The sequence below is a fragment of the uncultured Thiodictyon sp. genome (assembly GCF_903946935.1).
In the GTDB taxonomy this organism is placed as follows: Bacteria; Pseudomonadota; Gammaproteobacteria; order Chromatiales; family Chromatiaceae; genus Thiodictyon.
Genome location: NZ_CAJAXH010000271.1, coordinates 1 through 16,557 on the forward strand (window position 1 = coordinate 1; position 16,557 = coordinate 16,557).

Sequence of the window (16,557 nt, forward strand, 5' to 3'; positions counted from 1 at the left end):
CCGTCAAGGCCGCTTGGGCGGCGGTCAGCTTCGCCGTCTGTGCCGACGAGGCCTTTTCGGCGGCAGCCAGCTTATCCTCAAGTCCCGTCAAGGCCGATTCGGCCTCAGCCCGCTTTGCCTGCTGTTCGGTCAAGGCCGATTGGGCAGCGGCCAGCGCCGTTCGGCCAGTATCCGATTCCAACCTCAACTTTTTGAGGCCTGACACCAGCGCGGCGTACTCCGCGAGGGCACTGGACAGGTCCAGTTCAGGCGTAGCGCTCTCACCGGCAGCGAGATCGGCGGCGGCCTCCAGTTCAGCCAGTAAGGCCTGGGCCGCCGAGTCGTCTAGGCCAAGCGACCTCAGCATCAGCGCTGACAATGGGGAGGGCGCCTCAAGCACCACCGCTGACTCGGCCGCTCCATATTTCAGTTGCAATCCAAAGTGTGCGTTTGCCTCGTCCAGGAAGAACGCGGGGCCTCGGATCGCGGCAGCCGCATTGACCAAGAGACAGCGCTCGCGGTGACGGTGATAGAACCTGAGCATCGCGGACTGCACGGCCACCCACGAATTGATCGTTTGCTGCAGCGCAGCAAGGGTCACGCCACCCTCGGACAACCGCTTGGCCGCCGCCTCTGCCGGCGTACCATAGGTGAAAATAAATCGGATATGCGGATCGAATTGGGACCAGAAGTCCAATAACCACGGCAACCTGGAATCGGCAAAACCCCAAGTTTCATGACCCCGGTTGCCGAGCAACAGGTCCACCGCGAGATGGCCCCACATCCTGCCTGGGTCGAGTTGGACCACGGCCTCCGGGCGCATTGGATCGAAGCCCCGGGCCTTCAGCACCTGGTCATGAAACACGGCGACGGACAACCCCTCGCGCCGCGACGGCTGGGCCTCAACCAACCCGCCGGATACCAATACGGCATGGACGCCTTCATAACCCGAATAAGGGTCACCACAGGTCAGAACGATCTTCATTGACTCCCCCCTTCACCACACCAGCCAGACCCAAGGCGCGCACGCTGCACTTTGTCAAGAAAGGCTTCCCATTGCGGCAGAATCGCGGCCGGGGTGTAGCGATTTGAGATCCGCGCGCCCTCGCCACGCAACCGTTCACGTAACGCTTTTCCATCATCGGACAAGACCTGGGTAATCACCGTCGCAGCATCCTCGGCAGAGTAAGGGTCAAAATACACGGCACCCCCACCGAAAACCTCGCGATGCACGGCAATGGCGGAGGCAATCACGATCCCCCCGCAGCGCATCGCCTCGATCCCCGAGTAGTCAAACCCCTCGGCCAGGCTCGGACACAGGGTCGCCGCCGCATGCCGGTAGAGCACCCGCAATTCTGCAGAAGGGACATTGTTCAGATACAGCAGATCGCCCCGTTCAGCCCAGGGCCGGAAGGCCTCGAGCACCGGCTGATAGGCCCAGCCAAGGTGACCGACCACCACGAGCTGCAAGCGCGGCATGGCGCCGTACTTAAGACGCTCCCAGGCCGCCGTCAGCAACAAGTGATTCTTGCGTGGCTCGATGGTCGAGACCATCAGCAAATAATCCAGGCCGCTACTACCGGCCCCACTGAGGGCGGCATCCAGAAACCTGATATCGGTCGTGAAGGCATGAACCTTGGCTACACGATTGCGGACGATCTGTCGCACCACCTCGGGCGGCGACTGTTCCTCGAAATAGTCGTCTGAGACAATATTGTGAATCACCGCGGTGCGGGGTTCGACCGCCGGAAACACCTTGAGCAGGTCGTCACGGGTCGCGGCTGAGACGCAGGAAAACCAGGCACCCGCACGTACATTCTCCTGCAACGCATAGAAATGGGATGCCTGATGAAAGGCGCTGTCGCTGATCGTGTGGGGCATGAACAGCGGCACCGCATCGTGATAACGGACCACGAGCTGCGTCCCCGGTGACACCCGCGCAGGAAAGGGGGTCTGGGCCAGAAACACATTGAACTCCTGCGTGTCGACACCGAGGTAGTGCGGCACCGATGAATAGCGTCGCCCAGCCAGGCCGATCTGATGGAAGCGCTTGCGCGACTGCCGCAGGATACGAAAACGGGCAGCGGTCACGAGCGCCTTATCGGCCGGCTGCAGGGTCTTGCTGAAGAATGTCCGCCAAATGAAGTCATCGAACAGACCATCCTCGATAGAACCCGGCTTAACATTAGCGCCAAACCAGGCCGCGATCATTGCCAGGTTGATATAAAAAAAGCCCCAGATCGCCTCCGCCACCGCTGCGGGGCTCAGATTGACGCCGCCCCCCGCAGATGGCCGTTCGCTCCCAGTCACACGGGGCACCTCACGCAGTGACAAGATCGCACGCGATGACCGGTAGATCCGCGAGGCGACGGGGAGCGCCAATTGCTCGCGCGACGCGCCGGCACGCAGTTGGCGACCGCCATGCTGTATGAGGCCGACGACATCACACCCATCCAGCGACCGCAGGCCGCGAAACAACAGGCGAGTCTCCTGAGGGATACCGGCATAGCCGTCGAGGGCGGGCTTGAGGTCGAACAGGACTCGGGTTTTCTCACCCGCACTTGGCAAAGTATTCATAGGCCTCATCGACATTATCGAAGCGCGCCACGCGCGACTCGTTCAGTACATAAATGATACTGCAATACTTACGGATCTGGTCGGGCACATGTGAGACGATGAGCAAAGCGCGCTCGGCACGCTTATCGAAGAGTTCGTGATGGCATCTTTCCTGGAATCGGGAGTCGCCAACGGACAGCGTCTCATCGATCAGATAGCAATCGAATTCGACCGCCATCGACAGGGCAAAGGCCAGCCGCGCACGCATGCCGGTCGAATAGGTTTTGACGGGTTCCCTGAAATAGACCCCCAACTCGGCGAACTCCTCGACAAAGGGGATCGCTCGAGCAATATTCACGCCATAGATACGGCAAATGAAGCGGAGATTGTCGAGTCCGGTCAGGCTGCCCTGAAAGCCGCCGCTGAAGGCCAACGGCCAAGAGACACTCATGCTCCGTTGGATAAACCCGCTCGTCGGTGACTCGACGCCCCCGATCAGGCGGATGAGGGTCGACTTACCGGACCCGTTACGACCGAGAATCCCGACCTTTTCGCCCCGTGCAATGATAAGCGTGATGTCGTCCAAGACGCGCCGAGCGCCCTTGCGGGTATAATAGGTCTTGCTGACCCCGTCGAGCCTTATCATTCCAATTCTACCAGATGCCGTCCGCTCTCGACCAGACGCAGACCAATCCACAGCATCACGAGATCGACGGTGGCGAGGTAACTCGCACTGTAATGGGTAGGCACGAGGTGGCCAAAATAGCCATCGCGAATCATCTCAGTCCCGTTGATCATCGGCACCCACAAGGCCCAGCCCTGGATTGAGGGAGGCAACCAGTCCACCATGAAAAAGGTCCCGGACAGGGGGAACATCAAATAGGTTACAGTATGCCAAATTCGCTCAAACGCCATGGAGCGCTCAGTCATGGCCCCGACAATGAGACCAAGGGCGGCAGCGAACCAAGCCATCAACAGCCAACCCACCGCCATAGTCAAAGGGTCGGACGGACTCTCTGTCAGACCTAGGAAGATAACGATCGACAAGAGCGTAACCAGCGACACCGTGGCCCCGGCAACCTCGAGCAGCAAGCGTGCCGCAAACAGATCGAGGATGGTGACCTGACGGTGATAGAGGAGCGCCATGTTAGGCTGAATCGCCTTGGCACAACGGTTCGAGCCATTACGCCACAACAAGATCGTCGAATAACCGGTGAGGGCGAACGGGATGATCGGCACAGGACTGCTTCCGTGACGGAAGCTAAACAGTGTAGTCACCCCCATAGTAAACATCATCGGCTCGACGAAGAGCCACAAAAAGCCGATGTTGTCCCGACCGTAGCGGGTAATGATCTCACGCATCAACAGTGCGCCGATGACCCGGAACTGGACCCCCAGGGCACGGCGAAAGCCTGTCGTGTGGCCCATGTCAGCGCTCAACCCTGATGCTCTTTCACCCCAGCCGCCAAGAGGGACAGCACCCCCCAGGCGATGAGGCCGAACACCAGGGTCGCAAGAATACTGCGTAGACGCCGCGGCTCCAGCGCAATATCCTGCCGGTTCGGTTGCACGGTGCGGACCAGATAGAGTTGCTTGCTCACTGCATCGTTACGCGCCTGAACCAAGGACGCTTGGGCCGTCTCCAACTGTTTATCGGCGAAACCCTTCTCAAGAACGAGCCCTTCGTACTCCGCAGATTTATTCGCCAGTGACAACCGGCCGGTTACCTTATCGCTCTGGACGTCGATTTCGGCCTGGGTGGCATCCACCAGTCGCTCCAATGAGCGAATCTGCGGATTGTCCTTGGCCAGGCTGCGAATCTGCGCCAGACGCGTCTTCGCGGCACTCAACTCACCCTGCAGGGTAGCGACCGCCTGCAGCTGCAGACCGGCTTGCTGCGAGGGATCGAAAACCGCTTCCCGGTGGCGATAACCAGATACCGCCAGGGCGGCCTGTCGGTCACGGTGCTCGGCCTCCGTGACGGCGTCTTCAGCGAACCGGATCGTATCCTTGAAGCCACGCTCATTGAGGGCATTGACCAATTGCTCACCCAATTCTAGCAGGCGCTCATTGATGCGCCGAACGTCTTCCGCTTTAAAACCGCGCACAGTCAATACGTTGATCGATGTCGTTGCATCCACGGTCGCGGTAACGTGGTTCTGATAATACTTGAAAAGGGCCTCGAAGCTGTCGTTGAAGTCCAGGCCAGCAAAGCGACTCACACGGTCGATCTGGGGCGAGCCGAACAACCGCTTGAAATCGAATTCCTTATCGAGTTGTCTGAGCGCATCACGTGAGTTCATGAAGTCAGTGACGCTGGAGCTGTCGCCGGGGGAGCTTGACGAGCCGGCCCCGGCAAGGGCCGCCAAGCCGCCCCCGGCCCCACCGACCAGGGAACTCAAGCCGCCGCTGGACTTGCTCCCGGGGTTGCGAACAACAAAATGGGACTCGGAGATGAAGATGTCCGAGGCAATAAAACCGAAATACAGCACTGCCAGCGTAGTCGGTACGAGCACGGTCAACAGAAACAGGCGATCAATGCCGCGCAGGCGGGCGAAGATACCGCGCTGCGGCTCGGTGGCGACGACTGAGTTGGCCTGGCCGGTACCGTGCGTGGGTTTTTTTCCTGTGCCGGCCGCGCCCGTGCTGACTGAACTGGTCTGGCCGGCCCTGGGCAGGGGGGCTTTTCCTCTGGCCGCCGCGCCGATGTTGGCAGACTCGGACTGGCTGGCCCCGGGCATCGGCGCTTTCCCTCTGGCTGCCGCGTCGGCGTTGACTGACTTGGACTGGCCAGCCCCCGGCATCGGCGTTTTTCCTCTGGCAGCCGCACCGATGTTGACTGACTTGGACTGGCCGGCCCCGGACATGGGGGCCTTCCCTGTGGCCGCCGCGCCGGTGGCGGCTGACTTGGACTGGCCGGCCCCAGACATGGGGGCCTTCCCTGTGGCCGCCGCGCCAGTGGCGGCTGACTCGGCCTGGCCGGCCCCGGAGATGGGGGCCTTCCCTGTGGCCGCCGCGCCAGTGACGGGTGACTCGGACTGGCCGGCCCTGGACATGGGGGCATTGGGTGTGGCAGCCTCACTGATGGCGGCTGACTCGGACTGGCCGGTCCCGGGCATGGGCGTTGATCCTGTCACCATCGGTGCATTGCGTTTCGTGGGTTTCGCCGAATGACAATCGACTGTCAAACCGGACATGGGCTAGCGGCGGCTCGATTGAATTAGGCCGAAGGATCGGGGGCATTCCCGCTGACGAGGAGGGCCAACACAGCGGTGATAACGAAAACCAATCCCCTGCGAGTCTGGATTCTAGCTTTACCCATCGGCGATGGCAAGGGCAAGGAGCGAGCTACGGCACGCGGCCAAGCACCGGACAGGATCATCACAGTCGACGCCACTCAGCGGCCAAGGCGTCGACGGTGGTATTGATCTGCTCCAAGGTATGGTCGCAGCTCAGGAAAAAGCGCAGCCGCGCGGCGCGCTCGCTGACGGCCGGATAGAGGATAGGCTGGACGTTGATGCCGCGCTGCAACAGCGCCTCTGACAGGCGGGCGGCCTTGATCGAACTGCCGGTAATCGCGGGGATGATCGACAGCCCCTGACTGAGGCCGACGTCGAGCCCGCGCGCGCGGGCGAGATCCCAAAAGAGTCTCGCCCGCTCATGCAGCCGCGCCACGCGTTGCGGCTCCGCCAACAGGATGCGCAATGCGGCCAGTGCCGCCGCGGCCACCGACGGCGCCATTCCGACACTGTAGACAAAACCCGGGGCCGTACACTTGAGCAGTTCCACCAAGGCCGACTCGCCGGCGATATAGCCCCCGCAACTGGCCATCGCCTTGCTGAGCGTCCCCATCCAGATATCCACCTCGCTGCCCGCGACACCAAAGTGTTCAGCGATGCCGAACCCGCGCTCACCCAATACCCCAAAGGAATGCGCCTCATCGACCATCAGGATCGCCTTGTACCGCCGCTTGATCGCGATAAAGCGCGGCAGGTCAGGGAGGTCGCCGTCCATGCCGTAGACGCCCTCCAGTATGATGAGGACGCGCTGATACTGGCGACGGGACTGATCCAGGATACGGTCAAGGGCCGCCCAATCATTATGGGGAAACGGCAGCCGCTTGGCCCCGGACAAGGCGACGCCCTGCAGGACACTGTTATGAATCAAGGCATCGTGCAAAATCAGGTCGCCCCGCCCGCAGAGCACGGGGATAACCGTCACATTGGTGGCGTGGCCGCTGACAAAGACGACACAGTCCGCCACGCCATGGACCCGCGCCAACTCCTGCTCCAGTGTACGATGCAGGGGGCGCTCACCCGAAACCAAACGGCTGGCCGACACCGAGGTGCCATAGTCATCGATCGCCTGTTTAGCCGCCGCGCTCACCGCCGGATGCCCGGACAGCCCCAGATAATTGTAACTGGAGTAATTGACGTAGGTCTGCCCCGCGATGACGGTGGTACTGCCGGCCAGTCCGTCGTGCGAACGAAAAAAGGGATTGGGAATACCGAGGCGGGCCGCTCCTTCACCGACGATGCGCACCCGCGCATAGGCCGGATGGAGATCGAACCGATAGCATGACGCGGGAATCTCCCCATCAGGCACCGGGCGCTGACCGCTGGACGGATCGAGGTCTTGCTCCGCCTCCAGCCGCTGCTCGGCCTGGCGTGCGCGCCGCTCCAGGGCCTGCGCAATCAGGCGGTCCTTGATCGGCCCCGCGATGCCTTGAAACCCCTTACTTGTCCAGGTCATCAGTCACCCCGCGGGTGAAGGACCCGGCGTTCAGCGCCGACGGTTCATCCATACTCTGTGAAAAGGTCGCCAACCACGTTGGGTCCAAGACATCGCCATGCTGCTCGGCGATCTGCCCGACTTGGCGCGCGCGCGCGTCGGTCGTGGCCACTGCACCCTCGGCCACGGCACTCGGGCGCAGTTGATGGACGATGCGCTCGCTTAAGCGGGCGATGGTCGGGCCCTCGCTGACCGCCATCACCGGCAACGCAATCCCCAAGCGGGCGTCCAGGGCAGTGATCAACTCGACCCCCATCAGCGAATCCATTCCCATGTCATAGAGCGAGCGGGTCACCTCGATCTTCTCCGGCACCAGGCGTAAAATCTCGGCCAATTCGCGTCTGAGGATATCGACCACGGCCGCCCGCAGCGCCTCGATCTCCAGCCCATCGAGCCAGCGGCGCAGATCGTCGCTGCCATCCGCGCCGGCCCCCGCATCCTGCGCGTAAGCGGCCAGCTCAGAGAATTTTGGCGCACCGGCGGAGGCCAGCTGTCGCCCGATGGTCCCCCAGACCAGATCGAGGATGCCCAGGTTGGACTGCCCGCCGCCGATCGCCTGCTCCAGGAAGCCGAGACACTCCTCCGAACGCAGGGGCTGACCGCCCATCCGCGCGACCAGCGCCTCCTTGATCTCGGCATTGCGGGCCAGGAAACCGACATCCTCGATCGGCCCCCAGCCGATACAGGTGGCCGTCTCCCCGCGCGCGCGGCGATCCACCGCCAGGGCCTCGAGCACCATGTTGGCAGCCACATAACTGCCCTGCCCCGGACTGCCGAACAGGGTGGTGGCGGACGAATAAAGGACAAAGAAGTCGAGCGGCAGACCCCGGGTCGCCGCATCCAGGTGCAGTGCCCCCAGGACTTTCGGGGCCAGCACCCGGTGCCATTGGGCCGGCGTCGTCGTGCGCAAGAGCCCATCGTCGATGACCATGGCCGCGTGGACGACCCCGCGCAAGGGCGGCAGGTCCGCGGCAATCGCGTCGAGTACGCCGGCCAAAGCGGCCGCATCGGTCACATCGCAAGGCGGCGCATAGACCCTGACTCCCGCCGCCCGCAGTTCGGCCAACTCGGCCTGCGGCGCGCCGTCACCGTCCTCGCCGCGGCGACTCAACAAGACCAGCGAACTCGCCCCCTTCCCCGCCAGCCATTGGGCGGTGCGCAGGCCGAAACCGCTCAGACCGCCGGTGACCAGATAGGTGGCGTCCGCGCGCAGGCACCACGGCGCCCGGATCGCCACCCGTGAGACCGGCGGGGCAAAGTCGGGGGGGAGCGTCACCACCACCTTGCCGATCTGGCGCGAGTGCTGCATGTAGCGGAAGGCGTCCACCACCTCGTCGGCCGCGAAGGCACGATAAGGCAAGGGCTTGAGCAACGCGCGTCCAAACAGCGACATCAATTCCAGGAAGACTCGCCGCGCCAGGTCGGGGCGCGCGATCAGCAACTGGTCGGCGTCGATGCCGAAATACGCGATGTTATTGCGGAACGGACGCAGGCCGACATGGGTATTCTCATAGAAGTCACGCTTGCCCAATTCGAGGAATCGGCCAAAGGGCCGAAGGACCCGCAGGTTGCGGTTGATGGCCTCGCCGGTCAATGAATTGAGCACACAATCGACACCCTGACCGCCAGTAATTGCCAGGATGTCGTCGGCGAAGGCCAGCGAGCGCGAATCCAATACATGATCGGCGCCCAGCATCCGCACGCAGTCGCGCTTCTCCGCGCTCCCTGCCGTGGCAAACACCTCGGCCCCGAGCATCTTCGCAATCTGAATGGCGGCCAGCCCCACCCCACCGGCAGCGCCGTGGATCAGGATGCGCTCACCCTCGCCCAATCGGGCCAATTCCACGAGTGCGTAATAGGCGGTGAAGAAGGTGGTCGGGACGGTCGCCGCCGCGGCGAAGGACCACGCCTTGGGCTTGGAAACCACCGCACTTGCACGGGTAGTCACCTGGTTGGAGAAGGCGGCAGGGGCAAAGGCGATCACCTCCTCGCCCACGCAGATTTCAGTGACCCCGCCTCCGATAGCCGTGACCACACCAGCCAGTTCCATCCCCAAGGTTTGACCAGAAAAACCACTCTCCAGCGCCTCGTCGGGTAGCAACCCCATGGTGTACATCACATCGCGGAAGTTCAGCCCCACCGCCCGCACCGCAATCGCCACCTCGCCCACCCCGGGGAGCGCCGCGTCCCGCTCCAACCAAATCAGGTTCTTGAGTGGGCCGGGGGCGGTGAAGTCCAGGTAATAGCACCGCTGCGGCCCCGCCGCAGCCTCCGCGACGACCGGCTCCGAGCCGAGCACTTGCAGGCGCGGGACAAAACGCGCACCCCCGCACAGGATCACCTCATCCTCGCCATCGGGCTCCAGCAACTCATCGGCCAACCGCGCAGCCGCCTGTGATGGCGATTCCGACTCGGCCAAGTCCACCCAGCGCACCGACTGCTCAGCAAACTCATTCATCGCCACCCGGGCCAGCGCCCACAGCGGCGCATCCTGCACGCTGCGCGCTCCCCCCCTGACCAGCGCGGGCGCCAGCAGGCCGACCCCTGCCCCGGCGGTGACCACGTAGCAACCGGGCCGCTGACCGGCCGCCAAACCGCCCTGCAGCGCGGCCAGCACGACATTAGCGCGCCATTCCTGGCGGTTCAAACAGTCCGCCGCATCCACCGGGATTTGATCCGGTTCCAGTCCGGCCAAGTGGACGATGGCCGTCGGCTCGCCGTAACTGCCGCGTAAGTCTTCCAGCACCTGCTGCCAGGCATCGCGCTGCGCGAGCGGGAGTGCGACCGGCGCGCCGGGTGCGCCCAAGCCGACATAGCGTTCGGCCGCCACGACACAGAGCGCCGACCGACCACGCCCCGCGAGCAGGGCCACAAGCGCCTGCCCGAGGGCCGCGGCATAAGGGGTCGCATCAATCACGATGCACCAAGGACCGGTCGGCGCCCCGGTCGCCGCCAGGGCACCCAGCACCGCCTCCAGGTCCTGCACCGCGCCGCACTGACGGGCCAATAACAGATAGTGCCCCGCGTCCGCGGTGGGCACATCCGGGACGATCGCACTGTCGGTGAAGCCATAACGCCCCAGCAGGGACTGCCAGGACTCCGGGGCGCGCAACCGCGAACGGGGCGGCTGGCGATTGGACCACCACCCGGGGTGCAGGCCGCAACACAGGTCATGGGCCCGCGAGGGGTATTGCTCGCACACGACCAACACCCCACCCTCGGCAATCAGCGAGCGCACCTGCGCGAGCAGCGCGATCGGGGCCTCACCGGCCAGACCACTGCCCAGCAGGACCAGGTCAAACCAGCCGCCCAGCGTCATCAGGGTGGCCGCCGGATCGCCCGGATCGACGACGCAGGTGCGCACCCTGGGCCGCTGGCGTAACCGGATGGCCAGGTCCTGGCAGCGCTCCCGGTCGGGGGCGGCCACCACCAACTCACAGGGAGGCGCATCGAGCAGCGCCGCGAGACACACCGCCTGCGGGGCGGCGCCGATCAACTCGATGACGCGCGGACGCCGGCCCGGCGGGAGCCGCACGGCAAGATCGCGGATCAGGTCCGACACGCTGGCCGCCACCCGTTGGGCAATACCCGGTTCAGCGCCGAGTGGCCCAAGCGCGGCCCGATCCGCATCGGCGGGCGTGACCTGTTCCGGACCCATGGCCCCGGTGAGGACCTCTGGCAGTCGATACCCGGCCCGACCCGCCGGACCGATCAGCCCGGCATGGTCCGGGTAGTCACCCATGAGACTGATCCAGATGTCCGTAGGATTCGGCAGCGCGGACTCGTCCCGCCACCACCAACGCTCCTCGAGAGACTCCAACACACCGTCCTCGGTCAACATCCGCAGCAGATAACGCAGCAATGGTTCGCTGGCCGCCGTCACCAGCCCGGTGTCCAACCAGCGGACGGGGTCAAACCAGGTTCCATGGGGGTCCAGGGTCCGCAGCGCACGCTGGGCAAAGGCCCCGCACATGGCATCCAGCAGGGGCTCGACCTCACCGAAATAGCGGGCGCGACTCGCCAGGCGCTCCGGATCGCACCAGCGTTCGCTGACCAAGGCCGCCAGGTCAGCGGCGGCGGCAAGGTCGCAACGGGCCGTGTCGCGCAGACGCGGGCGTGGGATGGCGACCGTGGCGATCTGTCGCACGCGCTCGCTGGTGGGGCGTCTCAGCTGCACCGCGCGCAGGCGCACCGTATCCACCAAGGCGACCAGCGCCCCCGCCCCATCAAACAGCCTGAAATCCGCCACGGCAGCGCGCCGACTCAGACGCCGCAAGCGGGCCTCAACCAGCGTGACCCGGGCGCCGGGCACCAGCAACCGCAAACGCTCCACCCGAATCGGGATGAAGGCCGGCGCGGCCACCCCGGGCGCCTGCCCCGCCAGCAGATCGGCCAGCAATTGGAAGGCCGCGTCGAGATAGGCGGGGTGCAGGCGGGCGCTTGCCACCGCCGCTTCCACCGACGCCGGTGTGATCAGCGTCGCGGCTGCCCGATCGGCACTGATCCAGACCTGCTCGACCGCCCGAAAGGCCGGACCGTAGTCCAGACCCACGCCCTCAGTGCGCTGATAGTGCAATTGGGCATCGGCGTCCGGGGCGCGCTCGGGCACCGCGGCGGTCGCGGTCGGCCGCTCGGTGGCCGCCACCTCGGCCAGGTGCCCCGCCGCGTGCAACAGCCAGGGGTCTGTGCTTTGTCGGTCGCGACTGCGGATCGTGAAACCACCGTCACGCGGATCGATCGCCAGACGCACCACCTTGGAGCGATCGCGCTCCAGCAGCAGCGGGGTCGAGATGTCGAGGCCCTGCAGGTCGCTGACTCGCCCGGGCTGCCAGAGGGCCGCCGCCGCCAGCGCCATCTCGGCAAAACCGGCCGCCGGCAGCACCACCGTGTCACCCACCGCATGGTCGGCCAGATAGGGGTAAAGACTGGTGTCGAGATGATTCTCCCAGCACGGCGCATCGCCTGGGAGCCGATACCCCAGCAGCGAATGCTCCTGATGGCGCGCCAGGGTCTGGAGCCCCTCAGGGCTACTGTCCAGCCAATACCGTTCATGCTGCCAGGGATAGCGGGGCCCATCGACGAAGCGCGCGGGCCGCGGGAACAGGCGCGCCCAGTCGTAGGCGACACCGCTCAACAACAGTTGGTGAAAGCAGCGATCGACCTGGGCGCGATCGGCCGCCTCGCGGGTGAGGGTCGGCAGAATCAGGGTATCCTGACCGACGCTCTTGCTGGCCTCGTTGAGATAGCCGCGCAGGATCGGCGCGGGGCCGATCTCGAGCAAGACGTTGTAGCCGGCGTCCAACAGGCCGGTGACCGCCCCGGCGAAGCGCACCGGTTCGCGCACGTTGCGCCACCAGTAGTCGGCATCCAGCCGATGCCCGGCCAGCACCGCACCGGTGACGGTGGAATAGAAGGGGATGGTCCCGTCGGCGGGCCGCAGCGCGGCCAGGGCCGCCACCAGGTCCGCGCGCAGCGGATCCATGGCGGGGCTGTGAAAGGCGTAATCCAGCGCGAGTCGAAGACACCAGACCCCACGGGCGGCCAGGGCCGACTCGATCGCCGCCAGGGCCGCCGCCGACCCCGCCAGCGTCACGGAACGCTCACTGTTGATCCCTGCCACACAGAGCCCATCGGCCAATCCCAGGGACTCGATCAACGCCTGCGCCTCACCCTCACCCAGGGCCACGGCCGTCATCTGCCCGGTGCCCCGCGTGGTGCCCTGCTGGGCGCTGCGCTCATGAATCACCGCGACGGCCGCCTCCAGCGTCAAGGCCCCGCACGCCCAGGCGGCGGCCACCTCACCGACGCTGTGACCGACCACCGCCACTGGCACGATGCCCAGCTGCGCCAGCCGTCGGGTCAGCCCGACCTGGATGGCAAAGAGCAGGGGTTGTGCCACCTCGGTGGCCGCCAGGCGTTCGGCAGCGGCCGGGGCCGCGAGTTCCGCCAGGATGGAGAAGCCGCCACACGCCGAGAAGAGTGCATCGACCGCGGTGATCGCCGCGCGGAAGGTGGCATCCTCGTCCAGCAAGGCGCGCCCCATGCCGACCCATTGCGAGCCGTTGCCGGCGTAGACGAAGACCGGACCGCGCGCGGCGGGCAGCCAACGGCCGGCGGTCAGCCCGGCCACCGCGGCCCCGTCGGCGAAGCGCTCCAGGGCGAGGGCCCGCGACTCGCGATCGGCAGCGTAGACCGCGAGGCGGTGCGGCATCGGCTCACGACGCAAGGCCGCCGCGGCCGCGAGATCGTAGAGGTCCTGGTCCGGGTGCTCACGCAGATGGGTCGCCATCGCGCGGGCCAGGGCGTCCAGCGCCGCGGGGGTGCGCGCCGACAGGATGAGCGGCGGGGCCGGGAGCGACTCAGGCGGCGGATGCGAAACCGCCAAGGACGCGGCAACCGCGGGACTGGCCAGAACGACATGGGCATTGGCCCCACCGAAACCGAATGAACTGACGCCCACCACCAGGCGCCGCTGCGCATCCAACGCCGTGACCCCAGTGGCCGGCTGTAAATTCCAGGCCGCGAAGTCGATGTTGGGGTTGGGCCGCTGGAGGGGGATCGTCGGCGGCACCGCGCGATGCTCCAGACAGAGCATGGCCTTGACCAGGCCCGCCATCCCGGAGGCCACCTCCAAATGGCCCAGATTGCCCTTGACCGAACCGATCAGCAGCGGGTGTCCCGCCGCACGCCGCCGGCCGAGGGCCTCGCCCAGGGCGCGCGTCTCCAAAGGATCGCCGACCACGGTCCCGGTCCCATGGGCCTCGAGATAGTCGATTTCGTCGGGGGCGATGCCGCACTGCCGATAGATGTCCGCGAGCAATTCCGCCTGGACCTGAGGATTAGGCACGGTCAGACCCTGTTTACGCCCGTCGGTGTTCAAGCCCGAACCCAGCACCACGGCCAGCACCCGATCGCCGTCGGCGAGCGCCTGATCGAGCCGCTTGATCAGCAGGAGCCCCCCGCCCTCGGAACGCACATAACCGTCACCGTCCGCGTCGAAGGGGGTGCAGAGGCCCCGCCGGGACAACATCGTTGCCTTGGAAAATCCGATGAAGCCGAACGGATGCAGATGCAGGCCGATCGCCCCGGTCAAGGCCGCACTCGACTCGCCGCTGCGCACCGAACGACACGCCTGATGGAAGGCCACCAGCGCCGATGAGCAGGCGGTATCGATCGCCATGCTCGGACCATGCAGGTCGAAGACGTAGGACAGACGGTTGGCGGCAATACTGGCCGTGTTGCCGGTCATGGTGGTGGCGTCGATGGACGCCAGGTCGTCGGCGCGCCGGTACGCGTAGTCGGTCCCGGAGATCCCCAAAAAGACCCCACAGCGGGTGCCGCGCAGGCGCGACGGGGGCAGGCCCGCATCCTCGCAGGCCTCCCACGCCAACTCCAGCAGGATGCGCTGCTGCGGGTCCATCTGGATCGCCTCGCGCGGCGAGATCCCGAAAAACTCCGCATCGAACCCAGCCACATCCCCCAAGGAACCCGCGGCAAAGGTATAGGAGGTGCCTGGCTCTGACTTGCGCGGGTGCTCGAAGACCTCTTGGGCGAAGCGATCCGCCGCCACCCGACTGATCGCATCCCGACCGCCGATCAGCATCTCCCACAGGGCACCGCGAGTGCTGGCCCCGGGAAACCGGAAGGCGCCGCCGACAATGGCCAAATCATCAGAAGATTCATTCGATACCATGTACGATGCTGCCTGATCCAAAGACCTACTCCAACGTAGCAAAAGGCTTAACGACTCCCACGAACAGACGACACAGGTCCCCGCGAATGGCCCCGCCTGGCGGCTGGCGACAAGCGCTGCACACCGAATTGCCGTCAGCGTCCGCACTTGCCCCTAAGGCCCCGGACCTTACCAAAGGTGAAACGGCTTGAGCGCAAACACTGCCGACCGTACCCAGCGACCCGATCTACCCGAACAATCGAAATAGCCGCCCGATTCTAGCAGAGTGGCCTACCAGAAGGCGACTGCGGCGCAGCGATGTTAGGTGGGCAAGCGCAGCACCCCTAGCCAAGGCCGCCGGATGTCGTTTAAACTAGACTTCCTCAGGGTAAGTAGGTGCCACCAAAAAGTAAGGTTACCGCCGCTTAAACAGGCACTTAACAACCCGTTTGACCCATGTGTTGGCTTGGCGCAACACACGAAATGCCGCTGACAGACGCCCCATTTATCACGGGATGTAACTGCGCAACCCCCGCCGCCCCGTTGAATCGGAACACAACATGGAACCCCTTACCCTGCCCGTTAACCAGCCCCTCGCCTCGGTGTCGGCCGGCCTGGCGGTCATGCGCCACGTGACACCCCCGCAGTGCGTGATACACATCGGAGCAGGTAACGGAGGGATCGCGGGCCGCCAATGGAAGGACTTGGCCGTCGCGCAGGTCGTGATGATCGATGCCCACCCGGCGGTGGCCGATCAGCTTGCAAACGCAGTCGCCGAGGCTCCGCAGTGGCACTCGGCAAGCCTGCTGCTTGGCGCCGATGAGGCTGAATCAGTTCCGTTTTTAGTCACGTCTAACCCATCAGCGAACGGCTGCGTCCCAATCGAACGGTTGCGCGCGCTGTGGCCGAACCTCCGCGAGCTGGAGACACTGAAACTCCCCCAACGTCGGCTTGACCAGTTCCTTGACACCAGCCACCCGCAGCTCGCGGCCCAAGCCAACTGGTTGGTCATTGATTGTTTCCCCGCCCTACCGATCCTGGCGGGCGCGGGCCGCTACCTCGACCAGCTCGACTTAGTGTGTTCACGCGCCATCCTGAACCCTGAGCTGCTGGACGTCGAAGGCAGTTCAATGGCGGAGTTGACTGCGTACCTCACCCCCCAGGGATTCCGGCAGGTGGCCCTGAGCGAAGGGCTGCACCCTGCGCTTGGTGACGCCATCTTCGTCCGCGATGCCCAGGCCAAGCGCGCCGCCGAGCGCCAGGCACAGCTCGCCACCCTCACCCAGGAGCGCGACGCCCAGACCACACTCGCCGCCGAGCGCCTGGCACAGCTCGCCACCCTCACCCAGGAGCGCGACGCCCAGACCACACTCGCCGCCGAACGGCAGGCACAGCTCGCCACCCTCACCCAGGAGCGCGACGCCCAGACCGAGCTCGCCGCCGGGCGCCAGGCCCAGCTCGCCACCCTCGCCTAGGAGCGCGACGCCCAGACCGAGCTCGCCGCCGAGCGCCAGGCCCAGCTCGCCACCCTCGCCCAGGAGCGCGACGCCCAGACCGAG

The 16,557-nt window shown here is 65.3% G+C and carries 9 protein-coding genes; 2 read left to right on the plus strand and 7 right to left on the minus strand.

Annotated elements, in window-relative coordinates; translation table 11 throughout:
• The 5 genes from QZX93_RS24025 to QZX93_RS24045 form a co-directional block, all read right to left on the minus strand.
• Positions 1-964, minus strand: a 964-nt coding sequence (locus QZX93_RS24025; RefSeq protein WP_295390648.1) for a hypothetical protein, incomplete at its 3' end; no start/stop codon positions are given.
• Positions 961-2,556: a glycosyltransferase family 1 protein gene (locus tag QZX93_RS24030; RefSeq protein WP_295390651.1), complete on the minus strand. Its 1,596-nt coding sequence runs from the start codon at positions 2,554-2,556 to the stop codon at positions 961-963. The genes QZX93_RS24030 and QZX93_RS24025, both read right to left, overlap by 4 nt.
• Positions 2,531-3,121 (minus strand): ABC transporter ATP-binding protein, encoded by a 591-nt coding sequence (locus QZX93_RS24035; protein ID WP_295394979.1) that lies wholly within the window; start codon positions 3,119-3,121, stop codon positions 2,531-2,533. Before QZX93_RS24035 ends, QZX93_RS24030 begins: the two co-directional genes overlap by 26 nt.
• A 56-nt stretch (positions 3,122-3,177) precedes the next feature.
• Positions 3,178-3,963, minus strand: coding sequence for an ABC transporter permease (locus QZX93_RS24040; protein WP_295390655.1), 786 nt, complete (start codon positions 3,961-3,963; stop codon positions 3,178-3,180).
• Between the two features lie 8 nt (positions 3,964-3,971).
• Positions 3,972-5,276 (minus strand): capsule biosynthesis protein, encoded by a 1,305-nt coding sequence (locus tag QZX93_RS24045; RefSeq protein WP_295390657.1) that lies wholly within the window; start codon positions 5,274-5,276, stop codon positions 3,972-3,974.
• Positions 5,277-5,367: 91 nt separating this feature from the next.
• Between QZX93_RS24045 and QZX93_RS24050 the strand changes: the two genes are divergently transcribed.
• On the plus strand, positions 5,368-5,709 hold the full coding sequence (locus QZX93_RS24050) for a hypothetical protein (protein WP_295390660.1): 342 nt from the start codon (positions 5,368-5,370) through the stop codon (positions 5,707-5,709).
• A 207-nt stretch (positions 5,710-5,916) separates the two neighbouring features.
• Here QZX93_RS24050 and QZX93_RS24055 read toward each other — a convergent pair whose 3' ends face one another.
• Together QZX93_RS24055 and QZX93_RS24060 are read right to left on the minus strand one after the other, a co-directional pair.
• Positions 5,917-7,287, minus strand: coding sequence for an aminotransferase class I/II-fold pyridoxal phosphate-dependent enzyme (locus tag QZX93_RS24055; protein ID WP_295390663.1), 1,371 nt, complete (start codon positions 7,285-7,287; stop codon positions 5,917-5,919).
• Positions 7,271-15,019: a type I polyketide synthase gene (locus QZX93_RS24060; RefSeq protein ID WP_295390665.1), complete on the minus strand. Its 7,749-nt coding sequence runs from the start codon at positions 15,017-15,019 to the stop codon at positions 7,271-7,273. The genes QZX93_RS24055 and QZX93_RS24060 overlap by 17 nt, the downstream gene beginning before the upstream one ends.
• Before the next feature lie 539 nt (positions 15,020-15,558).
• Here QZX93_RS24060 and QZX93_RS24065 point away from each other — a divergent pair.
• Complete coding sequence (locus tag QZX93_RS24065; RefSeq protein WP_295394981.1) at positions 15,559-16,473, plus strand: hypothetical protein; 915 nt, start codon at positions 15,559-15,561, stop codon at positions 16,471-16,473.
• Positions 16,474-16,557: the final 84 nt, after the last annotated feature.

Coding starts and splice junctions, on each gene's coding strand:
- QZX93_RS24030 (WP_295390651.1), bottom strand. CDS start 2,556: ATGAATACTTTGCCAAGTGCGGGTGAGAAAACCCGAGTCCTGTTCGAC.
- QZX93_RS24040 (WP_295390655.1), bottom strand. CDS start 3,963: ATGGGCCACACGACAGGCTTTCGCCGTGCCCTGGGGGTCCAGTTCCGG.
- QZX93_RS24045 (WP_295390657.1), bottom strand. CDS start 5,276: ATGCCCGGGGCCAGCCAGTCCGAGTCTGCCAACATCGGCGCGGCGGCC.
- QZX93_RS24050 (WP_295390660.1), top strand. CDS start 5,368: ATGTTGACTGACTTGGACTGGCCGGCCCCGGACATGGGGGCCTTCCCT.
- QZX93_RS24055 (WP_295390663.1), bottom strand. CDS start 7,287: ATGACCTGGACAAGTAAGGGGTTTCAAGGCATCGCGGGGCCGATCAAG.
- QZX93_RS24060 (WP_295390665.1), bottom strand. CDS start 15,019: ATGGTATCGAATGAATCTTCTGATGATTTGGCCATTGTCGGCGGCGCC.
- QZX93_RS24065 (WP_295394981.1), top strand. CDS start 15,559: ATGGAACCCCTTACCCTGCCCGTTAACCAGCCCCTCGCCTCGGTGTCG.